Raw genomic sequence first — 11894 nt, forward strand, 5'->3', positions numbered from 1 at the left:
TTAGTTAGGCTTGCGCACATGCGAACCGCCGTGGTGCGTGTCAACGTTGACCCGGACAGCGTGCTCACGCCGGCGCAACTACGTGATGGCATGGCAGCGCTCCTTACGCTCGCGGCCGAGGTCGGCGCCGGCGTGGTCTGCAACGATCTCGCGTCGATGCCGGTCAGCCGCCGCGAAGTCGAAGTGCTCGTCGCGGCCGAAGACGGCGACAGGGCCCGGGAAACCGCAATCATGTTGTGCACCAAAGTATTCAACGTCATACCAGCCCCGGGTGTGATCACCTTCGTCAGCCGCGGGACCGACGAGGACGCGCACGGCGTACTGTCCGCGTTCGGCCTCACCGGTGATATTGTGCGTACCCCCGGCGAGGACGGATTCGACATCGTTCACGTGACGCTTCGGGAGGCGGACCTCGAACGCATTCCGGAAAGCCGAGTCCACACCGCGCTGGAAGCGTCGCTCAACTGCGAGGTCCAGATTCGCACGCGGTAGGAAAACCGAACGACGACGTAGCGCCATTACGAGCTCAGGAATTCCAGAATCGGGGGTGCCGCCTGCACCCAGGTGTCGAACATGTTGAAGTGCTTCACCCGGCCGGCCGCGCGGTCCTCGGATGCACGCTCCCAGGCGTCCTCGGGCCAGGGCGGGTCGATCAGCTTCGACCCCTTGATCAGGCAGCTGACTTCCAGCGACGTCCGCTTCGGGTGATCCATGTCGTTCTCGCCACCGCGAATGATCAGCGTGGGAACCTTTATCCGGTCGAACATTTCGTCCTCGACACCGGGAATCGTCTGCCCCGGCTTGGAGACGAAAGCGTTGAGCCAGCGCAGCATGACCTTGAGAAAATCGTCCTTGTCGAAGTCGAGGAACCGCTGTTTGTTGGCCGGGTTCTCCGCGATCCGGTCGCGCCATTCCTGCACCTGTACCACGCCGTCCATCCCGGTGCCGCGCACCGCGAGAATGCTCGGGATGATGTAGAAGGAGCCGAGCACGAAGCTGCCATAGATGCCGCCGACGATATTCCACACCACCAGCTTGGTGACCATCTCGGGGTAGAGCATCGTGGTCAGCATGGAATCCCTTGCGCCACCGGATCCGCCGGCGAGGATGCAGCGCGCGAAACCCAGTCCGGTCACCAGCTTGTGCAGGGTCTCGGCGCGCATGTGTGATTCGCTCTGCCCGTAGAACTGCACGTCGGAGGCACCGCAGTTGGGCCGGTCCCACAGCAGCACTCGGTAGCCGCCCGCGGCCAGCGCGTCGGCGAGTGGGCGCAAACCCTCGATCTCCTTGCTGAATCGCCCTCCGGGCGTCAATGCAATGAGATCTCCTGAGTCGCCGAGGATTTCGTAAACGACATTTCCCCCGTTGATCTCGATTGAAGGCACGCGATTCTCCTGTGTAGTTAGGCCTGTACCAGAATGTCGTTGCCGACGACTCGCACCGGATAGGTGCGGATACTCCACTCCGGCTTGACCGCGGTGGTGCCGGTCGCCAGTTCGAAACCCCATTGGTGCCAAGGACAGTAGATGAACTCCAGGTCCCGCACCATCACCGCGTCGCCGGGCACGCTCTCGTCGACGACCGTCCGGCCGCGGGGGCGCCCCGAGCACAGCGGACCGCCCTCGTGCGGACAGTAATTCGCGATGGCGTAGAAGGTGCCGTTGACGTTGTAGACACCCACGCCGTGCCGTCCGATCGGTACCAGCTTGTGCTTGCCCGGCGGAATCTCGTCTACGGTGGCGACAACGTGCTCGCGGCCCTGGGCGAGACGTGGCTCGGGCCGTTTCGCTTCTTCTGACAATTCAGAGCACCCGGGTCTGACCCTCGAGCACCGGGACGGTCTCGGGCAGGTGGTAGGTCGCGATGCCGTTCTTGTACATCACCGCGTCGCGGGCGTGCTTGGGCAGGTGCTTGACCAACCAGCGCGGGTCGTCGAACGTCCAGTGCGGGTAGTCCGAGGAGAACAGCAGGATCTTCTCGCACTCCATCCATTCCAGCGCGCGGGTCAGCTCGGTCTTGTCTTCCGGGTAGTCCAGCGGTTGGGTGGTGAACTTGATGTGGTCCTTGACGTACTCGGATGGTTTGCGCCTGATGTCGACCCACGACTTGCGGGCGTCGTAGATCGCGTCCATCCGCCACATCAGCGGCAGGATCCAGCTGAACGCGTGCTCGACGAAGACGATCCGCAACGTGGGGAAGCGGTCGAAGACACCGTCGAAGATCAGGCTCATCACCTGGTTCGCCGCCAGCAGCGAGTAGGTCACCATGAAGTCGTGGTTGTAGCTGGGGAATCCGACCGGCGGGATCGGCAGCTCGTCGAACTGACTGCGCGACAGGTGGCAGCTCACCGTGATGTCGTGCTTCGTGGCGGCGGCCCAAATCGGGTCGTATTTCGGGTGGCCCCAGGACGGCCGCGGCTCGGCCTTGATCAGAATCTGCGCCATGAAGGGGTGCCCGGCCCATTTCTCGATTTCGCGCGCGGACTCTTCGGGCTCTTCGATGGCGGCACAAATCGAACCGCGCCACCGCTCGTGCCAGTTGTTGTGACTGTCCAGCCAGTGATGGGCCTGCCAGTCGTTCAATGCGGCCGACATCGCGTGCTGCGCTTCGGGCAGCCGCGCCGGGTAGGCGGCCGGTTCCAGGATCGCGATGTCGGAGCCCGCCTCCATGATCAGCTGACGAAACGCCATATCCGGGTCACTGCAAGGGAATTCGCCGTTGGCGGGAAAGGCGTCCACGCGCATCGCGTAGGAGTGCGCGTAGTCGGGCGCGTCGTAGTAGATCTGCTCACCCACGGCGCGGGTGAGGAAGTACTTGCTGCGCCACGGCTCGGGGATGTACGGGACCAGCTCGCCGCGCTTGGGTGCCGGGTGGACATCCGAGTCGACGCATCGCACGGCTATGCGCTCGGTAGCGGGAACCCGCTCCTGCGAATGGGTCAACGTCATCTGGGTCTCCTAGCCCTTTTAGGTCTGCCCGCTTCTGGTTCTACTGTGCGCCCACCCCGGCGGGGATGTCTATGCCGTAGAGCCGCGCCGCGTTTCGCCAGCACAGCTTGTCGCGCTGCTCGGCCGACAGCGCGCTGGGCAGCTTCTTGACATCGCCGCATTGCCAGTGTGGGTAACTCGAGCCGAACATCGTCATGTCGTCCTTGCCGGTGAAGCCGAACCATTCGCTCGCGAACTCGGTGTCACCGGGACCGTCGAGGCTGCCCTGTACGAAAAAGACGTGGCCGGGCAGGTAGTCGCTGGGGATCCGTGGCGCCCACGGCGTCTGCTCGAGGTGTGGCCGGCCGAATGTGTCCATCCGCCAGATGAACGGTGTGACGAAGTCCGCGGCGCCGTCACCCCAGACGAATTTGAGGCCGTCGAAGCGCTCGAACACAACCTCGGCGATCATGTTCATCAGGTGGTATCGGTAATTGAGCGCCATGAAGCTGACGTACTGCTCGTAGGTCCGCGTGTTTCCGGACGGTGTTGGCGGAAACGCGATGCCCGAGCCGACCTCGATGTGGGCGGCGACCGGCAGCCCGGCATCAACCGCGGCTTCCCACAGCGGCCAGAACTGCGGCTTTCCGTAGACCTCGCGCGATTGCAGCGGAACGCCGATCTGCACCACGCGTGGATGATCGCGCCATTTCTCGATCTCGCGCAGTGCGCCGGAAATGTCGTCGGGGTTCACCCGGATGGTGCCGCGGAACCGCTCGCCGTAGTGGCTGGACTCAAGCCAGTTGGACACAATCATCTCGTTGTGTGCGGCGTGCAGCGCGCTCCCCAGATGGCGGTCCGGCATGATGCCGCGGGCCGCCGGGTGTAGAACCGCAATGTCGACGCCCCGCTTCGAAAAGAGCTCGTGGCCAACGAATTCGGGATCCGAACCGGGGTACTGCCCGTCCGGGCCCTCGGTGTCGGGCGCGTACTCGCCGCCGGGGGCGCCGTACCAGTCCATCTCGTAGTCCGGGAAGCCGCGGCTTTTGAACGGCTCGCGCAGCGTCTTGCGCAACGCTTTGTTGGACGGAAAGAAAATATGCACGCTCGCATCGATCAGCGGTGTGCTTGTTCCGTCAGCGTGTTCGATCACGACGGCCACCCTTCAGTTCCGGTAGCCAAAGTGAGCCAAACCCGATCATAAGATAAATAATCTAACATTCTCATGGGCTGTCGATCAATGCGTTTTCGGTAAGCGTCTCGGTTAACGATATGCCTGGTAGTCGCGGGTATTGCTACCATCAGAGCAATCGACGTTCTTCGATCCGGATAATACCATTCTCAGCATTCACCGGAAGGTGGCGTCGGTGCGGCCGAGATTGCCTCGCCGCGGCCGGGCTCGCTAGGCGGTCATTACAGAGTCGGCAAACAGTGTCACGCCGTCCGGCCGCCGCCGACGATGACGCCGGCCGCCTTTTCGAACGGTTTGATCACGGCCGTGAAATCGGAATCGGGGCCCTCGTCGAGTGCGGCCGCCTCCCAGAGCCGACCGATGGTCTCGGCAACGTCGACCGGCACGCCGAGCGTCTTGGCCTCGGCTAAATACAGGCGCACATCTTTGACCATCAGGCCGGTGGCAAACCCGTAGTCGAAGGTGCGGGGCAGCACCGCGCGCGGAAACTTGTCCCGGCTGGCGCTCGTCGCCCCCGAGCCCGCGTTGAGCACTTCGATCATCACGGCCGGGTCGAGACCCGCCTTGACCCCCATCACGACGACCTCCGATGTCGCGACCAACACGTTGGCCGCCAAGATGTTGTTGGCGAGCTTCATCGTTTGCGCCGAACCGGGTTTCTCCCCGATGTAGTACGGACGGCCGATCGCCTCGAGCACCGGCTGTACGACGTCGAATTCGCTGCGCGGGCCGGACACCATGACGGCCAGCATCCCCTTTTCCGCTCCGCCGACGCCGCCGCTGACCGGGCTGTCCAGCGCGGCGATGCTCCGTTGGGCCAGCAGGTCGTGGATCTGCACGGCGGTTGGGCTGCCGACGGTCGACAGGTCGACGTAGCGCTTGACCCGGGAGCCCGCAACCACACCCGTGGGTCCCGTGGCGACCTCGAGCGACGCCGCCGGTGACGGGAGACTGGCCAGCACCGTTTCCGCACGGTCGGCGACGTTCTTGACCGATGCCGCGGCGTGGGCCCCGAAGGAGACGATGCGGTCGAGTGCCGCGCCGCTCGTGTCGAAGGCGATGACGTCGTGACCGTCGCCGATCAGGCGGCGCGCCATGGGAAAGCCCATGTTTCCCAACCCGATAAACCCGACCTCGGCCACGATTGCTAGGCCTGGTCCAGTTCGGCGAACACCTCGCGGGCGATGCGGAAGCTGTCCACCGCGGCCGGGACGCCCGCGTAGATCGCAACTTGCAAGAAGATCTCACAAATCTCTTCGCGGGTAACGCCGTTGGTCAGCGCGCCCTTGATATGCGTGCGTAATTCGTTCGGCCGATTCAGGATTGGGATCATCGCCAGGTTGAGCATCCTGCGAGTCTTGAGAGGCAGACCGTCTCGGCCCCAGACTGCGCCCCAGCAATACTCGGTGACGAGATCTTGTAGGGGCGTAGTGAATTCGTCCGCGTCGGCGAGCGCGCGATTGACGTAGGTCTCGCCCAGTACCGCGGTCCGGATTTCAAGTCCGCGCTGGTATGTCTCGCGATCCAATGTCTTCTCCTTAATGACTGAACCCTTTGACTCGATCGGTCGTCCCAACGGTTATCTGCAGGTTAATGTATATTTCCGTGGTCGCTACAACGCGGCGTGGACGCCCGACGCATGCCGAATCCAAGAAACTGCAACACAAGCTGCGCAACGCGGCAGTGGCGACCTTCGTGAAGTCCGGATACGACGGCACCAGCATGGAAGCGATCGCCAAGGCGGCCGGCATCACTCGGCGCACGCTCTACGCGCGCTACCCCGACAAGCGTGCGGTCTTCCTCGACGTCATTCCCGGGGCGCTCACTCGCAGGACGGAAAGTGTGGACACCGAGGAATTCGAGTACGGCGACCTACGCGCCGCCCTGGTCGCGGTCGGCCGCGCCGGCCTCGCGCGGGCGGTCGATCCCGACGTCGTGCGCCCGAAGCGGATCGCGATGAACGAGTCGGCACGATTTCCCGAATTCGCGGTCAGCGCGCACTCGATGACCTGGTCGGCTCGCCACCGGCAGGTGATGGAGCTGCTTCGTCGACACCAGGACGCCGGAGCCATCGAGGTGGACGATGTCGAGCTGGCCGCGGGCCACTTCATTGCGGCGGTCGAACATTCTACCCGCTCGGCTGGCCGACAGTGGCATCTACCGCAGTCCCGACGAGGAGGAGCGCCACTTGCAACACGCCGTCGACCTGTTCCTGCGCGGCGTCCTGCGACGCGGCTGAGGGCGCGATGGCCCGGCCGGGCCTGGTGCTCGTGCACAGCGGCGCGCATGCCGCCGATTGCTGGGATCTCACGATTGCCGAATTAGACCGGCTTGCACCGGAATTGCGGGTCCTCGCGGTCGAGCTGCCGGGGCGCGGCAGCAGTCCGGCGGATCTGGCGGCCGTCACGGTCGCCGGCTGGGTGGACTCCGCGGTCGCCGATATCGACGCCGCCGGTCTGGACGACGTTGTGGTCGTTGGGCATTCGATGGGCGGGCTGACCGTGCCGGGAATCGTAGCCAAGTTCGGTGCCGCGCGAGTGCGCGAGATGATCCTTTTGGCGGCGTTCGTGCCGCCGCAGGGGGCTTCGGTGATCGATACGCTACGTGGGCCCCTGGCCCCGCTGGCGCGATCAGCGCGCCGGATGCATGTCCCGCTCCCAATATTCAGGGCCGCAGCGCCTTTCGCGTTCTGCACTGGCATGACACGTGCACAGCGTGCGCTCACCCGATCCAGATTGTGCATGGAATCGCCGAACGTCGTTTTCGAACCCGCCGACCGCGGTGACCTACCTGCCGAGGTGCCGCGGACGTGGATCATGACGCTGGCCGACCGGGCGTTGTCACAGCGCCAGCAGCTCGGCGCGATCGAAGCCCTCGGCGGAGTCGACACGATGGTCTGCGTCGACGCCTGCCATGACGTGATGTTCTCTTGCCCAAGCTGGTTGGCCACCACCCTCGCCGACCGGTGCCGGGAGTATCGGTCTGTACCCTCCGGCGGCACCAATACAACGATTTGTACTTAACGACGACGCCGTCCGCCACGTCAACATCGCCGCCCAGACCATCGGGGTGTATCCCGCCGAGCAAGACCCAGCTGTGCGACCGCCTGGGTAGCCAAGGGGCACAACGGTTATGCCGTCTGGGAGACGGCATCCGAACTGCTGCTGGGCGGATCGATCTTTCCCGCCATGCAGAACTTTTTGTTGGCCGCACGCGCTCAGGGGCTGGGGGCCTGCATGACGAGCTGGGCCTCCTACGGCGGTGAGCAACTGCTGCGGGAAGCCATCGGGGTGCCCGACGGCTGGTTGGTCGCCGGCCACATCGTGGTGGGGTGGCCCGAGGGCAATCACGGTCCCCTTCGTCGGCGCCCGCTCGCCGAGTTCGTCAATCTCGACCGCTGGAACGAGTCCGCCGGCAGCCTCTTCGCAGCTCCCGCGGTCCCACCGGCGAGCTAGGCCGTCTCGCCTCGGTTCGAGTCCCCAGCTGGCCGGGCGCTTGGCGCAGCTACGCGTACGTCATACGCCGAATGCGAGATTATCACTTCCGACGGCGAGAATGATATTCTCGCGGAGCGGTGACGACAGGAGGCAGCCCCGATGCTGTTGGAGTTCGATGCTGATCAGCGACTGTGGCAGGACACGGTGCGTGACGCCGTTGCTAAGCAATGCCCACCCTCGCTGGTGCGCAGCGTGGCCGAGGATGGCGTAGACCCGAGTCCGCTGTGGAAGTCGTATGTCGACCAGGGCTGGACCGAGCTGAATGAATCGGACAGCGCAGTGGAGCTGGCCATCGTGCTCGAAGAGCTGGGCCGCGCAACCGATCCCACGCCGTTCCTGGCGACGATGAGCCAGTTCGCGCCGCTCGCCGCGGACCGATTCGACCCACACCAGTCGGGTACGGCGGTGTACGGGGTTACGGCGCACCGCGACGCCGACGGGTGGGTGCTGGATGGAACGGCACGCCACGTCCTGGACGGCGATCGCGCCGACCGGCTGGCGGTCGTGACCGACGCCGGCGTGTTCCTCGTCGCGGCCAGCCAGGTCTCCGCCCGGCGCGCGTCGGTGTTCGACCCGGTGCTGCACGTCGCCGACCTGTCGTTCGCCGGGGTCCGGGTGCCCGACACCGAACGACTGACCGTCGACGCGGAACGCGCGCACCATCTCGCGCTGACCGGCATGGCCGTCACGATGGTCGGCGCCTGCCAACGGATCCTCGACCTGGTGCTCGAGCACGTCAAAAGCCGTCAGCAATTCGGTGTCGCCATCGGCTCCTTCCAGGCCGTGCAGCACAAGGCCGCCGACATGCACGTCGCGCTCGAACGCGCCAGGGCGCTAGCCTATTTCGCCGCGTTGACGATCGCCGCCGACGATCCCCGCCGCCGGCTGGCGGCCGCGATGGCCAAGGCATCTGCGGGGGAGTGTCAGTGGCTGGCGTTCCGCCACGGCCTACAGCTGCATGGCGCGATGGGCTTCACGTGGGAGAACGACCTACAGTTCGCGCTGAAACGGGCCAAAGCGGGTGAGCTGATGCTCGGTGGCGCCGCCGAGCACCGGGCGCGGATCGCGAAGGAATACCGTGCAGCTGACTTTTGATTCCGACGTCGACGAGTTCCGGGCGGAGTTCTCGGCGTTCCTCGACGAAAACCTGCCTCCCGCAAGCGAAACACTCGAGCGTCCCCGCTCGGTGTCGCACATGCCGCAATGGGCACGCGACTGGCAGCGGCTGCTGTTCGACAACGGCTGGCTGCTGCCCGCCCAGCCCTCGGAATTCGGCGGTCGTAACGCGACGGTCATTCAGCAGTTCGTCTACTTGGAGGAACTCAGCCGCCGCCGGATTTACCACAGCTTCAACCCGCAAGGCGTGAATATCGTTGCCGCTTCGCTGTTGTCGTTCGGCAGCGACGAGCAGAAGCGGCGTTGGGCGGTGCCGATTCTGCGGGCGGATATCACGGCTTCACTCGGAATGAGCGAGCCCAGCGCGGGTTCCGACCTCGCCTCGTTGCGTACTCGGGCGGTGCTGGACGGCGATCACTTCGTGGTCAATGGGCAGAAGGTGTGGACCTCCGGCGCCCACGACGCTGACGTCTTGTTGACGCTCGTACGGACGAATCCAGATGTGCCCAAGCACAAGGGAATCAGCGTGCTGATCATCCCGACCGACACCCCGGGAGTCGTGCGACGCCCGTTTCCGTCGATCTGCGGTGCCGACGATGTGGATTTTAACGAGGTCTTCTTCGAAGACGTGCGTGTGCCCGCGGAGCGTCTGGTCGGCGAAATCGACCAGGGCTGGAAGGTGGCCAACGGGTCGCTGGGCCACGAGCGCACGATGATGTGGCTCGGCTTCGCCGATCGACTCGACAACATGATCGACGACTTCCGCCCCGGCACCGAGGTCGAGCGCGACCAGTACGCATCCACGATCATGGACAAGCAGGCGTTGCGCTTGTTGGGTTCGGCTGCCCTAGCTCGCGCGGCACGTGGTGAAGACGACGTGGCGGCGATCTCGGTGCTCAAGTTGCTCGGGTCCGAGGCTGAGTTGCGTGGGATGGAGCTTGCGTTGACGTCCGCGGGATCCGACGGGCTCGTGCACCCGGCTTTGACCGGGCCGTATGCGCACATGAACCTCGACCACTACTTCGCCAGCTGGTTCGAGCGTTATGCACGAAGCTTTTCCGGCACCATCGCCGGTGGAACGTCGGAGATCCAGCGCAACATCATCGCGCAGCGGGTGCTCGGCCTACCGCGCGGCTAGCCGGCGTTCGACGCCGAATTGCTTGTTATCGCAACGGCATTCAACGTCGGCTAGACCGGGTCGAATTTGGTGATCAGCCAGTTGCCGTTGACTCGGGTCAAACTCACCAGCACGCTGCTGGACGCCATCGAGGGCTCGGGATTGTCCTTGCTCGTGGTGCTCTGGTCGACCAGCACCAGCACGACGGCCGAATCGGGATGCAGTTCCTGAACCGCGGCCCCCAACACCCGAGCGTTGGTCTTCAGCGACTTCTGCTTGGCGGCGGGAGCCACGATCTGTTGGGTGAACTGGTTGTAGTACGACAAGAAGTCCCCGGACAGGTGCGACTTGGCGGCAGCGAAGTCCTTGTCGAGTGTGTCGGGTGAGTAGGACAGCAATGCGACTGTCCCGTCGGATGCCGAACTGATGACTGCGTTCGCGACGCTGGCGTTGGTCTGTTGATCGGGCCGGTACTGCTTGAAGTACAGCCACGCTGCCGCGCCAGCGGAGATCAGCAGCAGCGAAATCAGAACAACGGGAACGACTTTCACCTTGCGTCGCGCGCGTGGCTCACTTCGTCCAGTGCGTTCTGTTTCATCCGACGAGTCGGCGTGGTCGGTGCCGGGGTTGTCCTCGGTCATGGAATGAACTCCACGTTGGACATCTTGTATTTCCCGCCGTCGTCTTTGACTGTCACCTTAAGCCGCCAATTGCGTGGTTCGTCTTTCGCGCCCGCGGCATTCGTGATGTGCGATGTCGCCGCGACGAGAACCAACGCGTAATCGCCGTTTATCGATTGCACGGCAGCCGCATTCACGGTTCCTTGGGTGACCACCTTGGACTGCTCAACGACGGTCGTGAAATCTTTTTCACGCTGCTGGAAGTCGTCGCGGAACTGGCCGGTCGAGCTGTCGATCACCCGCTGGACGTCCTCCTTGGCCTTACTGAAGTCCAAGGAAATCATGTTGACGACACCCTGTCTGGCTCCCGCGATGAAGTTCGCGACGCGCTGGTTGCGCTCGGTGATTTCATGACGCTGCCACATCATGTATCCGCTGGCCCCGGTGAAGACGCAGATGAGGATGATGACGGCCGCTTTCCACGTCACGGACAGCGATGGCCACCGCAGGCGGAGCCGGCGGGCCGGCTTGGTTTCGGATTCCGCGTCTTCGGGTGTTTCGTCGGAGGCTTCTTCCTCGGATTCCTCCGACTCCGCTGCGTCGGTCGCGTCCTCGGCGGCGGCGTCGTCGTCGGTCTTCGCCTCGGCGGCGGCCTCGGCCTCGGCGTCGTCGTCGGTCTTCGCCTCGGTTGCGTCCTCGTCGGCGTCCGACGATTCTTCGGTGGTTTTGGCGGTCTCGGCCTCCGTTTCAGCGCTGACCTCGGCTTCGGCCTCGCGGCGGAGCCGGGCGGCCCGGGCACGAGCGCGCGCCGCGGCGGCCAGCGCTTCGGCTTCGGCGGCTTCGGCTTCGGCTTCCTCGATCAACGCCATGGTGTCGGCTCTCGATGTGGCCGAATCTCGCGATGGCTTCTTCGCCTCAGCCAAAGTGCCTGCTCCCCGTTGCTGAACGTCTCACGCGGTTACCACCGCACGAGTGAAAACGGATAACTGTTGGTGCCCCCCGGGCCGCCTCCGCAGCCCGTGTTGAACGTTGAGTCGACCTGACCCGCCAGCGTCACCTCGTCCCACGAGTAAACGTCATGCGAGGAAAAGAACTGGACCACGCAGCGCACACCGTCGGGCACGTCAACGGCCATGGTGTAACGGCCGTTGGACAGGTGCGCGTCTGACTTCCAGGGTGCGGCTTGCCCGTTGGGTTGCGGAACCCCTTGAATGGACAGGCATCCCGGCGCTGTAGGAGTGCACCTGCCGAGGGCCCAGATCCACAGGTGGCCGGGGTCCCGGGGTGTATCCACTCTGTAATTGCCAATGATCATGTCCGCGTGGGCGGTCGGCATGACGGTCAGCGCGGCCGTGGCGAGCGCAAGGCTCACTGCGAAAGTCTTCACCGGAACGACTCCCATCTCTGTACACGCGCTCGTCTCGA

At 64.5% G+C, this 11894-nt stretch carries 14 protein-coding genes and 1 pseudogene; 6 read left to right on the forward strand and 9 right to left on the reverse strand.

Annotation, left to right across the window (positions count from 1 at the left end):
• Positions 1-18: 18 nt before the first annotated feature.
• Entirely contained in the window at positions 19-492 is a 474-nt protein-coding gene (locus tag G6N54_RS22890; protein WP_163792236.1) for a hypothetical protein, read from the forward strand.
• A gap of 26 nt (positions 493-518) precedes the next feature.
• On the opposite strand, the gene G6N54_RS22895 is transcribed toward G6N54_RS22890, so the two are convergent.
• From G6N54_RS22895 to G6N54_RS22920, 6 genes are all read right to left on the reverse strand, one after another.
• Positions 519-1385 carry an alpha/beta fold hydrolase gene (locus G6N54_RS22895; RefSeq protein WP_163792238.1) on the reverse strand — a complete coding sequence of 289 codons (867 nt, stop codon included), beginning with the start codon at positions 1383-1385 and terminating at the stop codon, positions 519-521.
• A gap of 17 nt (positions 1386-1402) precedes the next feature.
• Positions 1403-1801 (reverse strand): Rieske (2Fe-2S) protein, encoded by a 399-nt coding sequence (locus G6N54_RS22900; protein WP_163792240.1) that lies wholly within the window; start codon positions 1799-1801, stop codon positions 1403-1405.
• A gap of 1 nt (position 1802) precedes the next feature.
• Entirely contained in the window at positions 1803-2948 is a 1146-nt protein-coding gene (locus G6N54_RS22905; protein WP_163792242.1) for an amidohydrolase family protein, read from the reverse strand.
• 40 nt (positions 2949-2988) lie between these two features.
• Positions 2989-4080: an amidohydrolase family protein gene (locus G6N54_RS22910; RefSeq protein WP_163792245.1), complete on the reverse strand. Its 1092-nt coding sequence runs from the start codon at positions 4078-4080 to the stop codon at positions 2989-2991.
• Positions 4081-4361: 281 nt separating this feature from the next.
• A complete protein-coding gene (locus G6N54_RS22915) occupies positions 4362-5261 on the reverse strand; it encodes an NAD(P)-dependent oxidoreductase (protein ID WP_372513292.1) in 900 nt (299 codons plus the stop codon).
• A 5-nt stretch (positions 5262-5266) separates the two neighbouring features.
• On the reverse strand, positions 5267-5647 hold the full coding sequence (locus G6N54_RS22920; protein WP_163792248.1) for a carboxymuconolactone decarboxylase family protein: 381 nt from the start codon (positions 5645-5647) through the stop codon (positions 5267-5269).
• A 77-nt stretch (positions 5648-5724) separates the two neighbouring features.
• On the opposite strand from G6N54_RS22920, the gene G6N54_RS22925 reads away from it, so the two are divergent.
• The 5 genes and pseudogenes from G6N54_RS22925 to G6N54_RS22945 all read left to right on the forward strand — a co-directional run bounded on the left by G6N54_RS22925 (position 5725) and on the right by G6N54_RS22945 (position 9870).
• Positions 5725-6444, forward strand: a complete 720-nt coding sequence (locus G6N54_RS22925; RefSeq protein WP_232072927.1) for a TetR/AcrR family transcriptional regulator — start codon at positions 5725-5727, stop codon at positions 6442-6444.
• Entirely contained in the window at positions 6366-7142 is a 777-nt protein-coding gene (locus G6N54_RS22930; protein ID WP_163792250.1) for an alpha/beta fold hydrolase, read from the forward strand. Before G6N54_RS22925 ends, G6N54_RS22930 begins: the two co-directional genes overlap by 79 nt.
• A 111-nt stretch (positions 7143-7253) precedes the next feature.
• A pseudogene (locus G6N54_RS22935) lies at positions 7254-7574 on the forward strand (nitroreductase family protein); the annotation flags it as partial.
• A 141-nt stretch (positions 7575-7715) separates the two neighbouring features.
• Positions 7716-8711, forward strand: a complete 996-nt coding sequence (locus G6N54_RS22940; protein ID WP_163792252.1) for an acyl-CoA dehydrogenase family protein — start codon at positions 7716-7718, stop codon at positions 8709-8711.
• Entirely contained in the window at positions 8695-9870 is a 1176-nt protein-coding gene (locus tag G6N54_RS22945; RefSeq protein WP_163792254.1) for an acyl-CoA dehydrogenase family protein, read from the forward strand. Before G6N54_RS22940 ends, G6N54_RS22945 begins: the two co-directional genes overlap by 17 nt.
• A gap of 50 nt (positions 9871-9920) precedes the next feature.
• On the opposite strand, the gene G6N54_RS22950 is transcribed toward G6N54_RS22945, so the two are convergent.
• Genes G6N54_RS22950 through G6N54_RS22960 form a run of 3 tightly spaced genes read right to left on the reverse strand, consistent with a single transcriptional unit; the run spans position 9921 to position 11871 of the window.
• Positions 9921-10490, reverse strand: coding sequence for a hypothetical protein (locus G6N54_RS22950; protein ID WP_163792256.1), 570 nt, complete (start codon positions 10488-10490; stop codon positions 9921-9923).
• A complete protein-coding gene (locus tag G6N54_RS22955; RefSeq protein WP_163792258.1) occupies positions 10487-11392 on the reverse strand; it encodes a hypothetical protein in 906 nt (301 codons plus the stop codon). The genes G6N54_RS22950 and G6N54_RS22955 overlap by 4 nt, the downstream gene beginning before the upstream one ends.
• A gap of 35 nt (positions 11393-11427) precedes the next feature.
• Positions 11428-11871, reverse strand: coding sequence for a hypothetical protein (locus G6N54_RS22960; protein WP_163792260.1), 444 nt, complete (start codon positions 11869-11871; stop codon positions 11428-11430).
• Between the last annotated feature and the right edge of the window lie 23 nt (positions 11872-11894).

It is taken from the genome of Mycobacterium stomatepiae (genome assembly GCF_010731715.1).
GTDB classification, from domain to species: domain Bacteria; phylum Actinomycetota; class Actinomycetes; order Mycobacteriales; family Mycobacteriaceae; genus Mycobacterium; species Mycobacterium stomatepiae.